Source organism: Streptomyces scopuliridis (assembly GCF_042790125.1).
Classification (GTDB): Bacteria; Actinomycetota; Actinomycetes; order Streptomycetales; family Streptomycetaceae; genus Streptomyces; species Streptomyces scopuliridis_A.
Genome location: NZ_JBHTZS010000055.1, coordinates 1 through 20,619, shown reverse-complemented (window position 1 = coordinate 20,619; position 20,619 = coordinate 1). Strand labels below are relative to the sequence as shown.

17 protein-coding genes and 1 pseudogene are annotated in these 20,619 nt (G+C 70.2%); 10 read left to right on the top strand and 8 right to left on the bottom strand.

The annotated features are described in order from the left end of the window. Positions 1-746 (top strand): annotated as a pseudogene (locus ACFRKB_RS38080) (serine/threonine protein kinase); the annotation flags it as partial. 33 nt (positions 747-779) lie between these two features. On the opposite strand, the gene ACFRKB_RS38075 reads toward ACFRKB_RS38080, so the two are convergent. From ACFRKB_RS38075 to ACFRKB_RS38065, 3 genes are all read right to left on the bottom strand, one after another. Further along, complete coding sequence (locus ACFRKB_RS38075) at positions 780-1,799, bottom strand: phosphotransferase (protein WP_383111174.1); 1,020 nt, start codon at positions 1,797-1,799, stop codon at positions 780-782. A gap of 222 nt (positions 1,800-2,021) precedes the next feature. Continuing rightward, positions 2,022-2,450, bottom strand: coding sequence for a pyridoxamine 5'-phosphate oxidase family protein (locus tag ACFRKB_RS38070; protein ID WP_383111172.1), 429 nt, complete (start codon positions 2,448-2,450; stop codon positions 2,022-2,024). Between the two features lie 139 nt (positions 2,451-2,589). Beyond that, entirely contained in the window at positions 2,590-3,246 is a 657-nt protein-coding gene (locus tag ACFRKB_RS38065; protein ID WP_383111173.1) for a response regulator, read from the bottom strand. 324 nt (positions 3,247-3,570) lie between these two features. On the opposite strand from ACFRKB_RS38065, the gene pdhA reads away from it, so the two are divergent. From pdhA to ACFRKB_RS38050, 3 genes are read left to right on the top strand one after another with little or no spacing between them, the layout of a single operon-like run. After that, complete coding sequence (pdhA, locus tag ACFRKB_RS38060; protein WP_383111171.1) at positions 3,571-4,752, top strand: pyruvate dehydrogenase (acetyl-transferring) E1 component subunit alpha; 1,182 nt, start codon at positions 3,571-3,573, stop codon at positions 4,750-4,752. A 2-nt stretch (positions 4,753-4,754) separates the two neighbouring features. Further along, the gene (locus ACFRKB_RS38055) at positions 4,755-5,735 is read left to right on the top strand and encodes an alpha-ketoacid dehydrogenase subunit beta (RefSeq protein WP_383111170.1); all 981 of its coding nucleotides are present in this window, start codon (positions 4,755-4,757) and stop codon (positions 5,733-5,735) included. A gap of 14 nt (positions 5,736-5,749) precedes the next feature. After that, positions 5,750-7,234 carry a dihydrolipoamide acetyltransferase family protein gene (locus ACFRKB_RS38050; protein WP_383111169.1) on the top strand — a complete coding sequence of 495 codons (1,485 nt, stop codon included), beginning with the start codon at positions 5,750-5,752 and terminating at the stop codon, positions 7,232-7,234. 235 nt (positions 7,235-7,469) lie between these two features. On the opposite strand, the gene ACFRKB_RS38045 is transcribed toward ACFRKB_RS38050, so the two are convergent. Continuing rightward, entirely contained in the window at positions 7,470-8,402 is a 933-nt protein-coding gene (locus ACFRKB_RS38045) for a D-alanyl-D-alanine carboxypeptidase family protein (protein WP_383111168.1), read from the bottom strand. Positions 8,403-8,646: 244 nt separating this feature from the next. Between ACFRKB_RS38045 and ACFRKB_RS38040 the strand changes: the two genes are divergently transcribed. Both ACFRKB_RS38040 and ACFRKB_RS38035 read left to right on the top strand, forming a co-directional pair. Further along, positions 8,647-9,309 carry a GntR family transcriptional regulator gene (locus ACFRKB_RS38040; RefSeq protein WP_365977859.1) on the top strand — a complete coding sequence of 221 codons (663 nt, stop codon included), beginning with the start codon at positions 8,647-8,649 and terminating at the stop codon, positions 9,307-9,309. Between the two features lie 56 nt (positions 9,310-9,365). After that, a complete protein-coding gene (locus ACFRKB_RS38035) occupies positions 9,366-10,607 on the top strand; it encodes an MFS transporter (protein WP_376586556.1) in 1,242 nt (413 codons plus the stop codon). A 129-nt stretch (positions 10,608-10,736) separates the two neighbouring features. Here the strand turns inward: ACFRKB_RS38035 and ACFRKB_RS38030 are convergent, their stop codons facing one another. Next, on the bottom strand, positions 10,737-11,561 hold the full coding sequence (locus ACFRKB_RS38030; protein WP_383111167.1) for a maleylpyruvate isomerase family mycothiol-dependent enzyme: 825 nt from the start codon (positions 11,559-11,561) through the stop codon (positions 10,737-10,739). A 184-nt stretch (positions 11,562-11,745) separates the two neighbouring features. Here ACFRKB_RS38030 and ACFRKB_RS38025 point away from each other — a divergent pair, with 184 nt between their 5' ends. Next, positions 11,746-12,606: a carbon-nitrogen family hydrolase gene (locus tag ACFRKB_RS38025; RefSeq protein WP_383111166.1), complete on the top strand. Its 861-nt coding sequence runs from the start codon at positions 11,746-11,748 to the stop codon at positions 12,604-12,606. Between the two features lie 89 nt (positions 12,607-12,695). Here the strand turns inward: ACFRKB_RS38025 and ACFRKB_RS38020 are convergent, their stop codons facing one another. Beyond that, positions 12,696-13,190, bottom strand: coding sequence for an LURP-one-related/scramblase family protein (locus tag ACFRKB_RS38020; RefSeq protein WP_383111165.1), 495 nt, complete (start codon positions 13,188-13,190; stop codon positions 12,696-12,698). 233 nt (positions 13,191-13,423) lie between these two features. Here ACFRKB_RS38020 and ACFRKB_RS38015 point away from each other — a divergent pair, with 233 nt between their 5' ends. Then, positions 13,424-15,298 (top strand): NHL domain-containing thioredoxin family protein, encoded by a 1,875-nt coding sequence (locus ACFRKB_RS38015; protein ID WP_383111164.1) that lies wholly within the window; start codon positions 13,424-13,426, stop codon positions 15,296-15,298. A gap of 84 nt (positions 15,299-15,382) precedes the next feature. Here the strand turns inward: ACFRKB_RS38015 and ACFRKB_RS38010 are convergent, their stop codons facing one another. Beyond that, positions 15,383-16,684, bottom strand: a complete 1,302-nt coding sequence (locus ACFRKB_RS38010) for a M18 family aminopeptidase (RefSeq protein WP_383111163.1) — start codon at positions 16,682-16,684, stop codon at positions 15,383-15,385. Positions 16,685-16,894: 210 nt separating this feature from the next. Further along, entirely contained in the window at positions 16,895-18,721 is a 1,827-nt protein-coding gene (locus ACFRKB_RS38005; protein WP_383111162.1) for an acyl-CoA dehydrogenase, read from the bottom strand. Between the two features lie 163 nt (positions 18,722-18,884). Here ACFRKB_RS38005 and ACFRKB_RS38000 point away from each other — a divergent pair, with 163 nt between their 5' ends. Then, complete coding sequence (locus ACFRKB_RS38000; protein WP_365977853.1) at positions 18,885-19,373, top strand: SseB family protein; 489 nt, start codon at positions 18,885-18,887, stop codon at positions 19,371-19,373. Positions 19,374-19,527: 154 nt separating this feature from the next. Continuing rightward, positions 19,528-20,472: a pirin family protein gene (locus tag ACFRKB_RS37995; RefSeq protein ID WP_383111161.1), complete on the top strand. Its 945-nt coding sequence runs from the start codon at positions 19,528-19,530 to the stop codon at positions 20,470-20,472. Positions 20,473-20,619: the final 147 nt, after the last annotated feature.

Sequence of the window (20,619 nt, the reverse complement as noted above, 5' to 3'; positions counted from 1 at the left end):
TGCAGCAGCAGGGCAGTCATACGGGTACGTGGAACACCGGGGCGGTCGAGCCGCACCGGGGCGGCAGTACTCCGGCGATGGGTATGGCCGCGACGACCGCGTTGGGGCATCCGCCGCACGGTGAGACCTCGCAGGGTCCGATCCTGCCGCCGAGGAATCCGGACGACGGCGGGTATGACGGTGGGCATCAGCGGCGTGGTGGCCGGGGCAGGATGTGGGTCTTCGTGGCGCTCGCGGTGATCGCGATCGTGGCGGGGGTGGCCTACGCGATCCAGGGCATCAGTGACACGAATACCGGCGACAAGTCGGAGAACAAACCGTCGTCCAGCACGAGCGATTCGACGCCGAGCGATTCGCCCTCGCCCTCGGACTCGCAGAGCGAGGACACCACGGAGCCCGACACCTCCACGGGAGGCATGCACGAGCCGAGCTACACGCCGAGGGAGTCGCCGTCGGAGTCGCCGAGCGAGTCCGGCGACACGAGTGAGTCTCCGCCGCCTCCTCCGGAGACGGGTTCGACGGGCTCCAGCAACGGGTCGAGCACGGGCACGTCGGACGGGGGCACCTCCGACGGCGGTACGACGGACGGCGGCACCTCCGACGGCGGTACGACGGACGGGGGTACGTCCGCCGGAACGGCCGACGGGGGCACCTCCGACGGCGGCACGACGGCGGGAACCAACGGCGGGGCCCCCGGCGGGGGCGGCACGATCACCGGCGCCGACGCGGGAGGCGCCACCCCCTGACCGGCGGGCCGCGCGCCGCTCCCTGAGCCGGGATCAGCCGGCGAAGGCCTCGCGCACCGCCTCGTACTCCCGTGTCCACCACACCGCGAGGGCCGATACCGCTGCGAACAGCGGGTCGGCCCTTCGGTCGTCCAGCTGGTAGCGCCAGCGCAGTGTCCAGAAGTCGTTGAGCCGCTCCCACCACACCCGGTGGACGGCCGCGGCCAGTTCGGAGGCGCGGGCTCCGGCCGCGCGGCGGTAGGCGCGCGCGTACGCCCGTACCTTCGTCAGCTCCAGCTCGCCCGTCGGCCGGACGAAGAAGATCGCCGCGGCGCGTACGGCCTCCTCGGCGCGCGGCTGTACGCCGAGCCGGTCCCAGTCGATGATCGCGACCGGTTCGTCGCCGCGGTAGAGCAGATTCAGCGGGTGGAAGTCGCCGTGCACCCAGCCCGTGGCCGGTTCGGCGCCGGGCGGCGGACGGCGGTGGGCGTGGAGTTCCAGCAGGTCCCGGCGTTCCATGAGGCGGTGTTCGGCCAGCGCGTCGAAGACGTCCCTGCGGGTACGGCCGCGGGCCAGGGAGAGCAGCTCGTCGATGAGGTCGAAGGTGTCGGCGGGGTCGGGGCTGACATACGCGAGCGCCGGCGGGTCCGGCTCCATCACCCGCTCCAGACAGGTGTGCACCAGCCCGAGGAGCGCGCCGAGGTGGTGTGACCCGGTGGTGGTCAGCTGTGAGCCGTCGCGATGACGTCCGTCGATCCACGGATGCAGGGCGTAGCAGTGGCCGCCGATGACCGCGACGGTCTCGCCGTCGGCACTCTCGACGGGCGGGGCGACGGGCACGCCGAGCGTCTGGAGCCGCTGGGTGGCGCGGTGCTGGCGGGTGATGGTGTCGCGGTCGCCGTCCAGATGGTGCTTGAGGAAGTAGGCGCCCCGGGTGGTGAGGAGCCGGTAGCCGCGGTTGAGGAGCCCTTGGGCGACGGGTTCGCAGGAGAGCGGTTCGCCCGCGTCCCGGTAGCGGCGGAGCAGCGTCCGGACGGGGGGAGCGGCGGCGTGGAGCGGGAGGGTGGAGTGCAGGGGGACGGAGGGGTGCGGCGGGGCCGAAGGGTGGAGCGGGGCCGAAGGGTGGAGCGGGGCCGAAGGGTGCGGTGGTGCGGAGCGGTGCGGTGGTGCGGAGGGATGTACGGGGGGAAGCACGGTACGAGGTGCACGAGCGGCGGCAGGCGCGGGAATGGGGATCACGGCGGTCGCAGCAGGTGCGGCGAATTCATATGAGCGCGGCACTTGTCAGATGTTAGATCACGCAACGTGTTGGCTTCGTCGCTCCAAGGAATAGTCGAGCGTGTGTACGGTGAAGAACTGGGGCGTAAGCCGTATATAGACCGGATCGAAGGGTTCACCGTCCACGCGGTGCGGGCCCGTGCCGAACATTTCCCTCTCGGTGGCCGTCGGGTCGATGATTTCGGCGGTGCCGGTGAACTCCACCGACCACCGGTCCAGCTCGTCGCTGTTGAAGTTGTCCGCCCCGTACGCCACCACGCCGCCGCCGCACGCCCGGTGGTAGCCGAGACCCGCGTGCATGCGCAGCAGGACGGATCCGCCGGCCACGACATGGCGGGCGGGTGCCACGAACGGCATCGCGCGCATACTCGTCGCCACTCGCCCGTACGACACGCGGCGGAGCAGATCGATGGCTCGGAGTTCGGCTCGGAGTTCCTCGGTGGACATGTCGTCCACTGTCCGTCACCGAAGACCGCGCCAACAGAGGAAGCGGCCCCGTATGAACGGGACGTAGGTCCCGATTAGGACGGGCCCTGATGCGGTACGCAAGGCCCTGTTTGCCCGGTTCGGTTCGGGGCCGGTCGGCTCAGGGCTTTTCCGCCTGAAGGCGCGCCACATACGCGGCGGCCTGCGACCGGCGCTCCATTCCCAGCTTGGAGAGCAGGCTGGAGACATAGTTCTTGATCGTCTTCTCGGCGAGATGCAGCTCCTCGCCGATCGCGCGGTTGGTCATGCCCTCGCCGATCAGATTCAGGATCCTGCGCTCCTGGTCGGTGAGGCCGGCCAGCTTGTCGTCCTTCGGGGCGTTGCCCGTACGCAGCCGCTCCAGCACCCGCGCCGTCGCCTCCGGGTCGAGCAGCGACCGCCCCGCCGCCACGTCCCGTACCGCCGTCAGCAGCTCACTGCCGCGGATCGCCTTGAGTACGTAACCCGAGGCCCCGGCCATGATCGCGTCGAACAGCGCCTCGTCGTCGGCGAACGAGGTGAGCATCAGGCACTTGATGGACTCGTCCCGTGAGCGGATCTCCCGGCAGACCTCCACGCCGCTGCCGTCCGGCAGCCGGACGTCCAGCACCGCCACATCGGGCCGCGTCGCCGGGATCCTGGCCGTCGCGTCCGCCGCCGTACCGGCCTCTCCGACGACCTCGATGTCGTCCTCGACGGAGAGAAGCTCGTAGACGCCCCTGCGGACGACTTCATGGTCATCAACAAGAAATACTGTAATTTTTCCGTCCTTGTACACAGAATTCAGTCTCACACATTCACCCCTTCCCTGCCGCAGATCAGCGGGATAACGTGCCGTTGTTCCGGCGGCCTGCAAGGCTGTGACCAGTGGTTGTTCCAGACTTTGTCGATTTACTTGGAAATCCAAGCAAAATTGCAGGTCAGGTGGGGTTTCGCAGTAATGCCACCCACTGGGTAACGTGCCTGTGACAGGGCGCTCGCCGGGGCACCTGTCACGCCTGTCCCGGCCGGGTCGCACCCACCCCGTGCACGCGGCGGACACAGGCGAGCCGCACTGGTTCCCGGCGGATCCCGGGGGCCGGACAGACGGAGGAGCACGCACGTGACCGTGGAGAGCACTGCCGCTCGCAAACCGCGACGCAGCAGCGGCACCAAGCGCGCAAGCGCCAAGAGGACGCCGCAGCCACAGAGTTCCGAGCCGCAGCTCGTACAACTGCTCAGCCCCGAGGGCGAGCGGGTCGAGCACCCGGACTACCGGATCGACCTGACCCCGGAGGAGTTGCGCGGGCTGTACCGGGACATGGTCCTGACCCGCCGCTTCGACGCCGAGGCCACGGCGCTCCAGCGCCAGGGTGAGCTGGGACTGTGGGCATCACTGCTGGGCCAGGAGGCCGCGCAGATCGGCTCGGGTCGCGCCCTGCGCGACGACGACTATGTCTTCCCGACCTACCGTGAGCACGGCGTGGCCTGGTGCCGCGGGGTCGACCCGACGAATCTGCTGGGCATGTTCCGTGGTGTGAACAACGGAGGCTGGGACCCCAGCAGCAACAATTTCCACCTCTACACCATCGTCATCGGTTCCCAGACCCTGCACGCCACCGGCTACGCCATGGGCGTCGCCAAGGACGGCGCGGACTCGGCCGTGATCGCGTACTTCGGGGACGGCGCCTCCAGCCAGGGCGATGTCGCCGAGTCGTTCACCTTCGCCGCGGTCTACAACGCGCCGGTGGTCTTCTTCTGCCAGAACAACCAGTGGGCGATCTCCGAGCCGACCGAGAAGCAGACCCGCGTGCCGCTCTACCAGCGCGCGCAGGGGTTCGGCTTCCCCGGCGTCCGGGTCGACGGCAATGACGTACTGGCCTGTCTCGCCGTGACCCGCTCCGCGCTGGAGCGGGCCCGCCGGGGCGAGGGGCCCATGCTGGTCGAGGCCTTCACGTACCGGATGGGCGCGCACACCACCTCCGACGACCCGACCAAGTACCGCCGGGACGAGGAGCGGGAGGCCTGGGAGGCCAAGGACCCGATCCTGCGGCTGCGCCGGTATCTGGAGCGGGAGGGCCATGCCGACGAGGCGTTCTTCACGGCTCTGGACGAGGAGAGCGAGACGCTCGGAAAGCGGGTACGAGAGGTAGTACGGGCCATGCCCGACCCGGACCCCATGGCGATCTTCGACCATGTCTACGCCGACGGGCACGCGCTCGTCGACGAGGAGCGCGCGCAGTTCGCCGCGTATCAGGCGTCGTTCGAGGACACCCGGAGCGGTTCCGCAGGGGAGGGCAAGTAGTCATGGCCGTACAGAAGCTCCCGATCGCCAAGGCGATCAACGAGTCGCTCCGCAAGGCGCTGGAGACCGACCCCAAGGTCCTGATCATGGGCGAGGACGTCGGCAAGCTCGGCGGCGTCTTCCGGGTCACGGACGGCCTGCAGAAGGACTTCGGCGAGGACCGCGTCATCGACACCCCGCTCGCCGAGTCGGGCATCATCGGCACGGCCATCGGTCTCGCGCTGCGCGGCTACCGGCCGGTGGCGGAGATCCAGTTCGACGGTTTCGTCTTCCCCGCCTACGACCAGATCGTCACGCAGCTCGCGAAGATGCACGCCCGCTCGCTGGGCAAGATCAAGCTGCCCGTCGTGATCCGTATCCCGTACGGCGGCGGCATCGGCGCGGTCGAGCACCACAGCGAGTCCCCCGAGGCGCTCTTCGCGCATGTCGCCGGTCTGAAGATCGTCTCGCCGTCCACCGCGTCGGACGCGTACTGGATGATGCAGCAGGCCATCCAGAGCGACGATCCGGTGATCTTCTTCGAACCGAAGCGGCGTTACTGGGACAAGGGCGAGGTCAACGCCGAGGCCATCCCCGGCCCGCTGCACGGGGCGCGGGTGGCCCGGGAGGGTACGGATCTGACGCTCGCGGCGTACGGCCCGATGGTGAAGGTCTGTCTGGAGGCCGCCGCGGCGGCCGAGGAGGAGGGCAAGTCGCTGGAGGTCGTCGATCTCCGGTCGATGTCCCCGATCGACTTCGACACGGTCCAGACGTCGGTGGAGAAGACGCGTCGGCTGGTCGTGGTGCACGAGGCGCCGGTGTTCTACGGCTCCGGCGCGGAGATCGCCGCGCGCGTCACGGAGCGGTGCTTCTACCACCTGGAGGCCCCGGTGCTGCGGGTCGGCGGCTACCACGCGCCGTATCCGCCGGCCCGGCTGGAGGACGAGTACCTCCCGGGCCTGGACCGGGTGCTCGACGCCGTCGACCGCTCGCTCGCGTACTGAGGAGTGCCGTGACCATGACTGCTGACACTTCCACTCGCTATCGAGAGTTCAAGATGCCCGACGTGGGCGAGGGACTCACCGAGGCCGAGATCCTCAAGTGGTACGTACAGCCGGGCGATTCCGTCACCGACGGCCAGGTGGTGTGCGAGGTCGAGACCGCGAAGGCGGCCGTCGAACTGCCCATTCCGTACGACGGCGTGGTGCACGAGCTGCGCTTCGAGGAGGGCACGACGGTCGACGTCGGCGCATCCATCATCACGGTGGACGTGGCGCCGGGCAGCGGAGAGCCGGCGCAGGCCGCCCCTGCTGCCCCTGCCGCCCCCGCTGTCGCGGAGGAGCCGGCCGGGCCCGCGGAACCGGTGGGGCGTACGCCGGTGCTCGTCGGGTACGGGGTCGCCGAGGCGTCCACGAAGCGCCGCGCGCGCAAGGGCCCCCCGCGTGCCGGTGCCGGTCAGGGTGCTTCGGTGCCGGGGCAGGCGACGGGCGCCGGGGCCGCGGCCGCCGCCATCCAGGCGGAGATGAACGGGCACACGGGCGCGCCCCCGCAGCCCCGTCCGCTGGCCAAGCCCCCCGTACGCAAGCTCGCCAAGGACCTCGGCGTGGACCTGGCGACGATCACGCCGACGGGTCCGGGCGGGATCATCACGCGCGAGGACGTCCACGCGGCGACGGCTCCCGCCACGGCCACCGAACCGGCGGTCGCGGCTCCGGCCCAGGCCCCGGTGTCGGCCCCGGCTCCGGTTGCCGAGCCCGCGACGGCCGCCCGGGTGGCCGGTGTGGCGACCGGCGTGACGACCGGCCGGGAGACCCGTATCCCGATCAAGGGCGTACGGAAGGCCACGGCGGCGGCCATGGTGGGCAGCGCGTTCACCGCGCCGCATGTCACGGAGTTCATCACCGTCGATGTGACGCGCACGGTCAAACTGGTCGAGGAGCTGAAGTCCGACAAGGACATGGCGGGCCTGCGGGTCAACCCGCTGCTGCTCATCGCCAAGGCGCTGCTGGTCGCGATCAAGCGGAACCCCGAGGTCAACGCGGCCTGGGACGAGGCGAATCAGGAGATCGTCCTCAAGCACTACGTCAACCTGGGCATCGCGGCGGCGACCCCGCGCGGTCTGATCGTCCCGAACATCAAGGACGCGCACGACAAGACGCTGCCCCAACTGGCCGCAGCGCTGGGTGAGCTGGTGTCCACGGCCCGCGAGGGCAGGACGACCCCGGCGGCCATGCAGGGCGGCACGGTCACGATCACCAACGTCGGCGTCTTCGGCGTCGACACCGGTACGCCGATCCTCAACCCGGGCGAGTCCGCGATCCTGGCGGTCGGCGCGATCAAGCTCCAGCCGTGGGTCCACAAGGGCAAGGTGAAGCCCCGCCAGGTCACCACGCTGGCGCTCTCCTTCGACCACCGCCTGGTCGACGGCGCCCTGGGCTCCCGGGTCCTGGCGGACACCGCCGCGATCCTGGAACAGCCGAAGCGCCTGATCACCTGGGCGTAGCCCAGGGGGGCCGAGCGCCCTGACGACGGAGCCCCACGGCGCGCACGCGGCCGTGGGGCTCTTCGTATGCCCGGGAACGCCGACGGGCCCGCCGTCGTCGGCCGACGGCCCTCAGCCCCTGGCCCCCGGCGCCCGCCGCCCGGCACCGCGTCAACCTGCTCGCGGCGTACGCATGAACGAGGGCCGTGCCGGAGTCTCGTTCCCCGGCACGGCCCTCGCTCTCAATTTCCCCGGATCAGTCGCGCTGCGCGTCCGCCGGGAGCGACCGCAGCTTCATCGTCTTCGCGGTCGACGAGCCGAAGCCGTAGTCGAGCAGCTTCGCCGCGTCGTTGTAACGGTCGGCGCCGTTCAGGACGACGCCCACGAGGGTCTTGCCGCCGCGCGTGGCAGCGAAGACCAGGCAGGGTCCCGCGGCCGTGCCGGTGCCGGTCTTGATGCCGATGGCGCCGCTGTAGGAACCGAGCAGCTTGTTCGTGTTGTACCAGGTGTAGGTGCGCGTGCCGCCGGTGCTTGTCGGCGCCGTGCTCTTGTAGGAGGTGGCCTTCACGGGCGTGCGGAAGTTGACCCACTTCATCGCGTACTGGGCGATCTTGGCGAGGTCGCGCGGGGTGGTGTAGTTGTTCCCGGCCTGCGATATGCCGTCGAACGAGTCGAACTTGGTGTTCGTGAGCTTGAGTTCGGCGGCCTTCGCGTTCATCTTCGCGATGAACGACTTGGTGCGGGCCGCGGTCGTGGAGCCAGTGCCGAAGGTGTCGGCGAGGGCGTAGGCCGCGTCACAGCCGGAGGGCAGCAGTGTGGCGTACAGCAGCTGCCGCACGGTGACCTTGTCGCCGGTCCGCAGGTCCGCGGTGCTCGCGCCCTCCTTGGCGACGTAGTCACGGTAGGCCTGCTTGACGGTCACCTTGCGGTCGAGGTCGACGCCCTTGGTGCTGACCACCACGGCGGCGGTCATGATCTTCGTCGTGCTCGCCATCTGGCGCCTGGTGTCGGCGGACTTGCTGTAGACCGTCGCGCCGGTCGCGTTGTTGAGCACGAACCCGCCCTTGCCGCTGATGGACGGCGCGGTGGCCGCCTGAGCGGGAGAGGCGAGGGCCGAGACGGCCATGAGCGCGCCGGCGGTGAGGGAAATCACGGCGGCTCTGCGCGCGCCCGGGAGGCTGGGTGTCAAGAGAAACGCTCCGAATCCGCGAATGCGAGGGAAAGCACCGAATGGGGGCCTCTCTGGGAAACAGGCCCCTATAGGTGACGCATGAGCGGACCAGAGGGATGTACGGGATAGGGGAGCGATTTCGTGGCTCAGGTCACGATGGGGTCCGCTCGCAGAGGCTCGGTACGGGCCGGGGCGGTCGGCTCGGCGTCCGAATCCCGGACGGCGGATGCTGTTGCACCTCTGTTGTATCTAAGCTGTGCGCATGCCACCCGCCCCTGCCGCTCCCGTGAAGCAACCGCCCGCCGCGGACCGCGTGTACAGCCATATCAAAGAAGCCGTGCTCGACCGCCGTTACGAAGGCGGCACCCTGCTGACCGAAGGTGAGCTCGCCGAAGCCGTCGGGGTGTCTCGTACGCCCGTGCGGGAAGCGTTGCTCAAGCTGGAGGTCGAGGGGCTGATCAAGCTCTATCCCAAGAAGGGCGCCCTCGTGCTCGCCGTCTCCGCGCAGGAGATCGCCGACGTGGTCGAGACCCGGCTGCTGGTCGAGGAGTTCGCCGTGCGGAAGGCCGTCCCGGCGTCCGCGCGGCTGGTCGCGCGGCTGGAGGAGGTGCTGGAGGAGCAGCGGCGGCTGGCCGAGGACGGGGATCTCGCCGCCGTCGCCGTCGCCGACCGGTGTTTCCACGCCGAGATCGTGCGCCACGCGGGCAACGAGATCCTCTCCAAGCTCTACGACCAGCTCAGGGACCGTCAGCTGCGGATGGGCGTCGCCGTGCTGGAAGCGCACCCCGACCGCATCGCCAAGAACATCACCGAGCACACCGAACTCCTCGACGCCATCAGAACCGGCGACGCGGACGGCGCGGCGCAGTGTCTGCGCCGGCATGTCAGCCGGGTCAAGGTGCTGGTCCGGGGTGAGGCCCGGTGAGCGCCGGTTCGGTCAGCCTCCCCGGCGATCCACCCGGCGGGCGCCGTGCCACCTGGATGTGGGGCATCGGCGTCGCCGTCTACTTCGTCGCCGTCATCTTCCGTACCAGCCTGGGCGTGGCCGGCCTCGACGCCGCCGACCGCTTCGGGGTCAACGCCTCGGCCCTGTCCACGTTCTCCATACTCCAGCTGCTCGTGTACGCGGGCATGCAGATACCCGTCGGCCTGATGGTCGACCGGCTCGGCACCAAGAAGGTGCTGACCATCGGCGTCGTGCTGTTCACCGTCGGGCAGCTCGGCTTCGCGCTCTCCCCCTCGTACGGCACCGCCCTCGTCTCCCGCGCGCTCCTCGGCTGCGGTGACGCGATGACCTTCATCAGCGTGCTGCGGCTCGGCACCCGCTGGTTCCCGGCCCGGCGCGGGCCGATGATCGCCCAGGTCGCCGCGCTCTTCGGGATGACGGGCAATCTCGTCTCCACCATCTTCATCTCCCGCGCCCTGAACGGTCTCGGCTGGACCACGACCTTCGCGGGCAGCGCGCTCGCCGGGGTCCTCGTCCTCGTCCTGCTGCTGCTCTTCCTCAAGGACCACCCGGAGGGCCATGAGCCGCCGCCCGCCGAGCACGCGGGCGCCGCGTACGTACGGAAGCAGATCGCCGAGTCCTGGCGCGAACCCGGTACCCGGCTGGGGATGTGGGTGCACTTCACCACCCAGTTCCCGGCGATGTTCTTCCTGCTGCTGTGGGGGATGCCGTTCCTCGTCGAGGCGCAGGGCCTGTCCCGTGCCGTCGCGGGCGAACTGCTCACCCTGATCGTGCTTTCCAACATGGTCGTCGGGCTGGTCTACGGGCAGGTCATCGCCCGCCACCACGCGGCGAGGGCGCCGCTGGCCCTGGGCACCGTCGGGGCGTCGGCGCTGGTCTGGGCGGTGACGATCGGGTACCCCGGCGACCATGCCCCGATGTGGCTGCTGATCACGCTCTGCGCGGTTCTGGGCGCGTGCGGACCCGCGTCGATGATCGGCTTCGACTTCGCCAGGCCCGCGAACCCGCCGGAGCGTCAGGGCACGGCCTCCGGAATCGTCAACATGGGCGGTTTCACTGCCTCGATGACGACGCTGTTCGCGGTCGGCGTCCTGCTGGACGCGACCGGCGACAACTACCGGATCGCGTTCTCGACCCTCTTCGTTCTGCAGGCGATCGGGATCGTGCAGATCCTGCGGCTGCGGAACCGCACCGCGCGCCGGGAGCGGGAACGGCTGGTGGCGAGCCGGGTGGAGGCCGTGCACGTACCGGCGTGACGTGCGTGCACGGGCCCGCGTGACGCCTGTGCGTACGCCACGTACGGCCGTGCGGGCGGCAGTACAGGCGCACGGGACGGGACGGCCGTACGGACGGGCGTTGGACGTGAACGGATGACGCGCCCGGCCCTACGGCGTGACCGCGAACTCCCGCAGAATCGCCTCGGCCAGATCAAGATCACCGTCGATCTTGACGCGGTCCGCCACCGCCGCGGGCCGCACCCGCCCGCACGCCAGCCGGAAGTACGTCTCCCAGTCCGTCGCGAGCGTCACCACGGGACCGAGCGAGGGAGACCCGTCCACCGAACCGCGTCCGTCGGCGTTCACCCTGACCGTACGGAGGAACTCCACCGGACCGGAGACATCGATGACGACCGCGGAGTTCGGCGGCGCGCCCGCCTTCTTGGCGACGACCTTCGGCAGCGCGGACAGCAGTACGTCGCGGGTGACCACGGCGCCCGGCGAGTCCAGGTTGCCGGGCCTGTTCAGCGCGGTACGCAGGTCCTGCTCATGCACCCAGATGTCGAACGCCCGCGCGCGCATGGCGGCTTCGAGCGTCTGCTCGGCGCCCAGCGGGGCGCGGACCATGGTGTCGGGGGAGCGGTTCTCGTTCCGCAACTGCCGGTTGCGGCGGATGATCGTGTACTCCAGCTCGGAGGTCATCTCCGGCGCGGTGTGGTGGCGCCGCACATCGACCTGCATCTCCATGTAGCGGGTGTGGTCGTCCCGTACGTGGTAGAGGTCGCGCGGCAGCGAGTGAATGGGCCGCGGGTCCCCGAGCATCTCGCATTCCAGGCCGATGACATGCGAGACGATGTCTCGTACGGACCAACCGGGGCACGGTGTGCGGCGGTTCCATTCGCCCTCGACGAGCGGCTGCACCAGCTCGGCTATGGCCTCAATGGAGTGGGTCCAGGCATCGGCGTAGTTTTGAAGGCTGGGATGGACGGTCACGGGACCCCTCGGCGGTTCTGCGGTACGCGGGCTGGCTTGCTGGCGGGCGGGCTGCGGGCTGCGGGCTGCGGGCTGCGTGGGAGGTTTGGCAGCTAAGTTACGCTGCCCGGTGGCACCCCGGCAGTGCTTTCGTGTGACGATCGTAGGCCCGTGTTGACGGCTCGAATGCCAGGACGGTGGTACCGTGCGCGCCTCGTTGATCCAGATCGCAGTAGACCCGGACGAATCGGTCGATTCGCGCAGACGGCGTGCGGCGGCGCTGGTACGGCAGCAGCGCGGCGCCGATCTGGTGGTGCTTCCGGAGCTCTGGCCGGTCGGGGCTTTCGCGTACGAGTCGTTCGCCGACGAGGCGGAAACGACGGACGGGCCCACGTTCCGGGAGATGTCCAAGGCGGCGAGTGACGCGGGCGTCTGGCTGCACGCGGGATCCATCGTGGAGCGGGCCCCGGCCGGACAGACCCCGGCCGGACAGATTCCTGACGGACAGACCGCTGACGCGGAGACCCCGGACGGGACGCTCTACAACACCTCGCTCGTCCTCTCCCCCGCCGGTGAGCTGATCGGTACGTACCGCAAGATCCACCGCTTCGGCTTCGACAAGGGCGAGGCGACGCTGATGGGCGCGGGCGGCGAACTGGTCACCGTCCGGCTGCCGGAGACCACCCTCGGCCTCGCCACCTGCTACGACCTGCGCTTCCCCGAACTGTTCCGGGGTCTGGTCGACGCGGGCGCCGAGACGCTCGTCGTCCCGGCCGGCTGGCCCGCCCGCAGGCGCGCGCACTGGACGCTGCTCGCCCGCGCACGCGCCGTGGAGAACCAGGCGTACGTTCTGGCCTGCGCGACCGCCGGTACGCACGCCGGGGTGGAGCAGTCCGGGCACAGCATCGTGGTGGATCCCTGGGGCGAGGTGCTCGCGGAGGCGGGGACGGGCGAGGAGGTCCTCACCGTGGATCTCGATCCGGGGACGGTCGCGACGACCCGCGAGCGCTTCCCGGCGCTGAAGGACCGTCGGCTGGGGCTGGAGACGCCGTCGGCGGACCGGTAGGCCGGTGGCGAACCGGTAGGCCGGTGGCCGGAGGAGCGCGGCCCGGCAGACGGGACTCGCGGGACTTCGGACGTGCTCGTCCAGCGCCCTCAGCTGCCCTCGTGCTCCTTCTCCGCCATCCTGATCACACACACCGCCACGGCGATCAGCAGCGCGTGGTCCGCGTCGTCCCGTACGACATTCACGCCGAACGTCTCCCGCATCCGCAGCCTGCGCCGCGAGACATGGGCCAGCAGCTCGCCGTCGTACTCGATCGCGAACTCCAGGTCCAGGATCCGCCCGCTCACATCCAGCTCGGTGCCCTCGGCCAGGGAGACCCGGTAGTGATTGCGCAGCAGTGAGAGCCGCTTCCTGCGGATCGTCGCCAAGGTCCGGTCGTCCCGCTCGATGATCATGGCGTCCCGCAGACTGAGCAGCTTCTGGCGCAGCGTGATCAGCACCTGGCCGCTGGGCGCCTTCAGTTCCAGGGTGTCGCGCAGGCGCAGCGCCTTGCCGTCGACGCGGAAGGCCCGGCGGCCGTGCTCGTCCTCGATCCAGTAGTCCTCGCCGATCGCGAAGATCTTGTCGCGCACGAGATATCTCATGGAGGACGGGTACCCGGGGAGCCGGCGCGGCGGTCGGCGGGGGCGCAGGTGCACGCGTACGAGCGCGGGCGCACGCGTACGGCCGTGCGCGGGGTGCGGCACGCGCGGTTGTGAGGTCCCGCCCGGTGAGTGCCCGGCCGAGTGCCCCGCCGGGTCACCGGGCGGACGGCCTCACCCGCAGCCGACGGGAGCCCTGACGACCGGGGCGTTTCGCGTGGTGGCACCCTTGCTCCATGACCGATGCGACCCCCGCCCCCGCTTCACCCCCGTCCCGCCGCGCCCGGGTCCGTGCCCCCGAGCTGATCGGCAAGGGCGGCTGGCTCAATACCGGCGAGATGTCGTACACCCTCGCCGACCTGCGCGGACGCATCGTCATTCTCGACTTCTGGACGTTCTGCTGCATCAACTGTCTGCATGTCCTCGATGAGCTGCGGGAGCTGGAGGAGAAGCACCGGGACACGGTCGTGATCATCGGTGTCCACTCGCCGAAGTTCGTGCACGAGGCCGAGCACCAGTCCGTCGTCGACGCCGTCGAGCGGTACGGGGTGCACCACCCGGTGCTGGACGATCCCGAGCTGGCGACCTGGAAGCAGTACGCCGTACGCGCCTGGCCGACGCTGGTCGTCATCGACCCCGAGGGCTATGTCGTGGCCCAGCACGCCGGTGAGGGGCATGCGCACGCCCTCGCGAAGCTGGTGGAGGAGCTGGAGACCGAGCACGCCGCGAAGGGAACGCTGCGGCGCGGGGACGGTCCGTATGTGCCGCCGGAGCCGGTCGCGAGCGATCTGCGGTTTCCCGGCAAGGCGCTGGTGCTGCCCGGCGGGCACTTCCTCGTCTCGGACTCCACCCGGCATCAGCTGGTCGAGCTGGAGGCGGACGGCGAGACGGTCGTCCGGCGGATCGGCTCCGGCATACGCGGCTTCGGCCCGGACTCCTTCAGCGAACCGCAGGGGCTCGCGCTGCTCCCGGACGGCAAGGTGATCGTCGCGGACACGGTCAACCACGCGCTGCGGACGTACGACCCGGTCAGCGGCGCGATCGAGACCGTCGCCGGGACCGGCAGGCAGTGGTGGCAGGGCTCGCCGGCCGAGGGGCCCGCCCTGGAGGTGGATCTCTCCTCGCCGTGGGACGTCGCCTGGTGGGCGGACCGGGTCTGGATCGCGATGGCCGGGGTGCACCAGCTGTGGACGTACGACCCGGCCACCGGGACGGTTGGCGTCGCGGCCGGTACGACCAACGAGGGGCTGGTGGACGGGCCCGCCGCCGAGGCGTGGTTCGCCCAGCCGTCCGGGCTGGCGGCGGCCGGGGACCGGCTGTGGATCGCCGACTCGGAGACCAGCGCCCTGCGCTATGTGGAGCGCGCGGGAGACGGCGATGGCGAAGGAGAGGGTGAAGGAGAGGCCGAGGGGAACGGGTTCGTGATCCGTACGGCCGTCGGCGCCGGGCTCTTCGACTTCGGCCATCGCGACGGCGCCGCCGGACAGGCCCTGCTCCAGCACCCGCTGGGCGTCACCGCGCTGCCGGACGGCTCGGTCGCCGTCTCGGACACGTACAACCACGCGCTGCGCCGCTACGACCCGGCGACCGGTGAAGTGACCACGCTGGCAACGGATCTGCGCGAGCCGAGCGACGCGGTGCTCGTCGGCGAGGACATCGTCGTCGTCGAGTCCGCGCGGCACCGGCTGACCCGGCTGCGGCTGCCCGACGAGGCGGTCAGGGTCGAGGCCGTCGCCCACCGCACCCAGCGGGAGGCCACCGAGGTCGCCCCCGGCGCGCTGACGCTGGACGTCGTCTTCACGGCGCCGACGGGCCAGAAGCTCGACACGCGCTACGGCCCCTCGACCCGGCTGCTGGTCTCCGCCACCCCGCCCGAACTGCTGGCGGAGGGCGGCGGCGCCGGTACGGACCTCCACCGCGAGCTGGTGCTGGCCGACGGTGTCACCGAGGGCGTGCTGCATGTCTCCGCGATGGCGGCCTCCTGCGACGACGACCCGGCGAACGAGTACCCGGCCTGCCATGTCCATCAGCAGGACTGGGGCGTGCCCGTCCGGGTAGGCAGCGCGGGAACGTCGCGGCTCGCACTCGTACTGGCCGGCCTCGGCGCGTAATCCGCGCGAGGGCGGGACAGTCGTGCGGGCGGTGGGCGGCTCTGCCCGGCGGGCGCCCGGCCCGGTGGGCGGTGCGGCCGGTGGTCAGCCCTCCAGGAACGCCACCAGCGCGTTCGCCAGCAGATACGGGTCGTCCGCGCCGCACAGCTCGCGCGCGCTGTGCATCGACAGGATCGCCACGCCGATGTCCACGGTCTGGATGCCGTGTCTCGCCGCCGTGATCGGGCCGATCGTCGTGCCGCACGGCATCGAGTTGTTGGAGACGAACGACTGCCAGGGCACGCCCGCCTTCTCGCAGGCGGCGGCGAACACGGCCCGGCCGCTGCCGTCCGTCGCGTACCGCATATTGACGTTGACCTTGAGGATGGGGCCGCCGTTGGCGCGCGGGTGGTGCGTCGGGTCATGGCGGTCGCTGTAGTTGGGGTGCACGGCGTGGCCGGTGTCGGACGACAGACAGACCGTGCCGGCGAAGGCCCGCGCCCGGTCCTCGAACGTACCGCCGCGGGCGAGCACCGAGCGTTCCAGGACGGTGCCGAGCAGCGGTCCGTCCGCGCCGGTGTCCGACTGTGAGCCGTTCTCCTCGTGGTCGAAGGCGGCGAGCACCGGGATGTACGGGAGCGGCTCCGCGACGGCGGACGTGGCGACCGCGGCCAGCGCCGCCGTACCCGCGTGCACCGACAGCAGGTTGTCCATCCGGGGCCCGGCCAGCAGCTCGCGGTCGCGGCCGAGGTAGGAGGGCGGTTCTATGGCGTGCGGCATCAGGTCCCAGCCGGTGATGTCCGCGGCGTCGACGCCCGCCTCCTGCGCCACGAAGCGGATCAGATCGCCCTCCTTGGGGTCCCCGAGGCCCCAGATCGGCTGCATGTGCCGCTGCCGGTCCAGCTTCAGTCCGTCGGTGTTGACGGAGCGGTCCAGATGCACGGCCAGCTGCGGTACGCGGAGCAGGGCGCGGTCGACATTGATGAGCCGGTGCGAGCCGTCGCGCAGCGTGATACGGCCCGCGAGGCCCAGATCGCGGTCGAGCCAGGTGTTGAGCAGCGTCCCGCCGTAGATCTCCACGGCGATCTGGCGCCAGCCGTACGAGCCGGTGTCCGGCAGCGGCTTCACCCGCAGATTCGGGGAGTCCGTGTGGGCGCCGACGATACGGAAGGGGGTGTGCGGCTCCGCGCCCTCCGGCACGAACCAGGCGACGATCGCCCCGCCGCGCAGCACGAACCGGCCGCCCGCCGACCCGTCCCAGGCGTCCGTCTCCCGCAGCTGCCGGAAGCCTGCCTTCTCCAGCCGCTCCGCGGCGTTGGCCACCGCGTGATACGGCGAAGGACTGGCCGTCAGGAAGGAGATGAGGTCGTCGGTGTGGCCGCGGTCGAAGCGGGCGGAAGTGCTCATGGGGTTCACCATAACGACGGGCCCGGACACCGGGCCCGCCACCGGTTGGAACGACACATAACTGGGCGGGACAAGCTCCGCACATGGGGAGAACAGGCACGCGGAACGGACCGGCGGGCGGCCGCAAACGGCGGAACGGGCGGCGGAACAGACGGCAGGACACCCCCCTCGGGAGGTGTCCTGCCGTCGCGACGGGGAGGCGCGGCCCGGTCAGAAGGCCGCTTCGTCCAGCTCCATCAGGGAGTCGTCGACGGACTCGGCGATCGCGCGCTGCGTCGAGACGTCCGGCAGGACATTCGCGGCGAAGAACTTCGCCGCCGCTATCTTGCCCCGGTAGAACGCCACGTCCTTCGCGGCGGCCGTCTCCAGCTTCTCGGCGGCCACGGCCGCGCCGCGCAGCAGCAGATAGCCGACGACCACATCGCCCGAGGCCATCAGCAGCCGCGTCGTGTTCAGCCCGACCTTGTAGATGTTCTTGACGTCCTCGCCGGTGGAGGTGAGGTCGGTCAGCATCCGGCCGACGATCGCCTCCAGGTCGGCGGCGGCCTTGGCGAGCGCGTCGCGGGCCGGGGCCAGCTCCGTACCGCCGGTGCCGACCGCGAGGAACGTCTTGATCTCCTCGGCGAGCGTGTTCAGCGACTGACCCTGGTCGCGGACGATCTTCCGGAAGAAGAAGTCCTGGCCCTGGATCGCGGTGGTGCCCTCGTAGAGGGTGTCGATCTTGGCGTCCCGGATGTACTGCTCGATCGGGTACTCCTGGAGATAGCCGGAGCCGCCGAAGGTCTGGAGGGACTGCGCGAGCTGCTCGTACGACCGCTCCGAGCCGTAGCCCTTCACGATCGGCAGCAGCAGATCGTTCAGCCCGTGCAGCGCCTTCGCGTTCTCGCCCTCGGCCTCCTTGACGGCGATCTCGTCCTGGACCGAGGCGGTGTACATGACGAGGGCGCGCATGCCCTCCGCGTACGCCTTCTGCGTCATCAGCGAGCGGCGCACATCGGGGTGGTGCGTGATGGTGACCTTGGGCGCGGCCTTGTCCATGAACTGCGCCAGATCGGGGCCCTGGACGCGCTCCTTGGCGTACTCCAGCGCGTTCAGATAGCCGGTGGAGAGCGTGGCGATGGCCTTCGTGCCGACCATCATCCGCGCGAACTCGATGATGCGGAACATCTGGCGGATGCCCTCGTGCTTGTCACCGATCAGCCAGCCCTTGGCGGGGTGGCGGTCGCCGAAGGTCATCTCGCAGGTGTTGGAGGCCTTGAGGCCCATCTTGTGCTCGACGTTCGTGGCGTAGACGCCGTTGCGCTCGCCCAGCTCGCCGGTCTCCCAGTCGAACTCGTACTTCGGTACGAGGAAGAGCGACAGGCCCTTGGTGCCGGGGCCGGCGCCCTCGGGGCGGGCGAGCACGTAATGAAGGATGTTCTCCGACATGTCGTGCTCACCGGAGGTGATGAAGCGCTTCACGCCCTCGATGTGCCAGCTGCCGTCCTCCTGCTCGACGGCCTTCGTGCGGCCCGCGCCGACGTCCGAGCCGGCGTCCGGCTCGGTGAGGACCATCGTGGAGCCCCACTGCTTCTCGACGGCGAACGCGGCGACCTTCTTCTGCGCCTCGTTGCCCTCGTCGAAGAGGATGCCGGCGAAGGCGGGGCCCGACGCGTACATCCACACCGCGGGGTTCGCGCCGAGGAGCAGCTCCGCGTACGCCCAGATCAGGGAGCGCGGTGAGGTCGTGCCGCCGATCTCCTCCGGCAGGCCCAGACGCCAGTACTCGGAGTCCATGTACGCCTGGTAGCTCTTCTTGAAGGCCGCCGGGACCGGAGCGGTGCTGGTCTCCGGGTCGAAGACCGGCGGGTTGCGGTCGGCCTCCGCGAACGACTCGGCGAGATCGGTCTCCGCGAGGCGCGTGACCTCTTCGAGGATGCTCTTGGCGGTCTCCACGTCCATCTCCGCGAACGGTCCGGAGCCGTACAGCTTGTCGCGCCCGAGGACCTCGAAGAGGTTGAACTCGATGTCGCGCAGATTCGACTTGTAGTGCCCCATGGCGACGGCTCCGTAAGGATCGGGGAGGCGGATTCCTCATACACGTACCGGTAAGTAGCTACGATGATGCTACCCATGGGTAATAAGGCGCAACCCCGTTCTGGCCAGTGTGACGAGGTCGACGGGGCTCCCCGGGGCGGCATTCCTCAGTACTCTTGCGCTCATGTACGGCTACGACCAGAACCCGGGCGCTCAGCGGCAGTACGCGCACCCGCCTCAGCAGCCGCAGCAGCAGCCGATGGGCGGCCCCGGCGCGGGCGGTTACGGCGAACAGCCGCTGTATCCGGAGCCGTCGCCCCCGTCGCTCGGGGACGCCGTGCGGGCGTTCACGACGGGGTCGCTGTCGGCCGAGGACTTCCAGCAGATCTTCGCGACGTCGAAGGTCTACTGCCCGCGCGGTGACAACCCCGGGTTCCTGGCGCTGCACAACACGCAGCAGCCGGTGATCCCCATGTTCAGCACGCTCAAGGAGCTGCGGCGGTACGCGGGCAAGGAGTCGAAGTACTTCGTGATCACCGGCGCCGAGGTGATCGATCTGCTGCCCACGGGGTACGGCTTCGTGCTGGACATGGAGGGCGACCACCGGATGGTGTTCGACGCGAAGGCGGTCGAGCAGATGGTGGACTTCGCGATGCGCCGTATGTACGGCTAGAACCGGTCCGTTCGTCCCCAGCCCCCCCTGCCGCGGCCCTTTCCGGCCGCGGCGCGCTCATGTCACCCCGCCGAAGCGGTACGGGAATGGAGTGCGCCTTGCCAGATGTTCACCGTTCAACTAAATTGAACGTTGAATCATCAAGGAGGCCCTCATGCCCGCAGTGACTGTCGAAAACCCGCTGACCCTTCCCCGGGTGGCGGCTCCGGCCGACGCCGTGGCCCGCCCCGTGCTCGCCGTCACGACCGCCCCCGGCGGTTTCGAGGGCGAGGGCTTCCCGGTGCGCCGCGCGTTCGCGGGGATCAACTACCAGCACCTCGACCCGTTCATCATGATGGACCAGATGGGCGAGGTGGAGTACGCGCCGGGCGAGCCCAAGGGCACGCCGTGGCACCCGCACCGCGGCTTCGAGACCGTCACGTACCTGATCGACGGCACCTTCATCCACCAGGACAGCAACGGTGGCGGCGGCACGATCCAGAACGGCGACACCCAGTGGATGACGGCGGGCTCCGGCCTGCTGCACATCGAGGCGCCGCCGGAGTCGCTGGTCATGTCCGGCGGGCTGTTCCACGGCCTCCAGCTCTGGGTGAACCTCCCGGCGTCCGACAAGATGATGGACCCCCGGTACCAGGACATCCGCGGCGGCCAGGTCCAGCTGCTGACCTCGCCCGACGGCGGCGCGCTGCTCCGGGTGATCGCCGGTTCGCTGGACGGTCACGAGGGTCCGGGCATCACGCACACCCCGATCACGATGATCCACGCGACGCTGCGGCCGGGTGCGGAGATCAACCTGCCGTGGCGGGAGGACTTCAACGGTCTCGCGTACGTACTGGCGGGGCGCGGCTCGGTCGGTACGGACCGGCGTCCGGTGCGCATGGGGCAGACGGCGGTGTTCGGCGCGGGCGGCGCGCTGAGCGTGCGCGCGGACGAGTCCCAGGACGGGAACACGCCGGACCTGGAGGTCGTGCTGCTGGGCGGGCGCCCGATCAGGGAGCCGATGGCGCACTACGGGCCGTTCGTGATGAACAGTCACGCGGAACTCAAGCAGGCGTTCGAGGACTTCCAGGCGGGCCGCCTGGGCACAGTGCCGGCGTAGCCGGCGGGTTCCGGGTGCGGTCGTCTTCGGCCCGGGGCCGGTGGCCGTGTGCGGGTTGTTGCCGGGGTGCGCTCCGGGGCTCGCGCCCGGGACGGCATGATTTACGGCGCGGATCTGGCCACAGTCAGGACACGGGCGGTCGCGCGC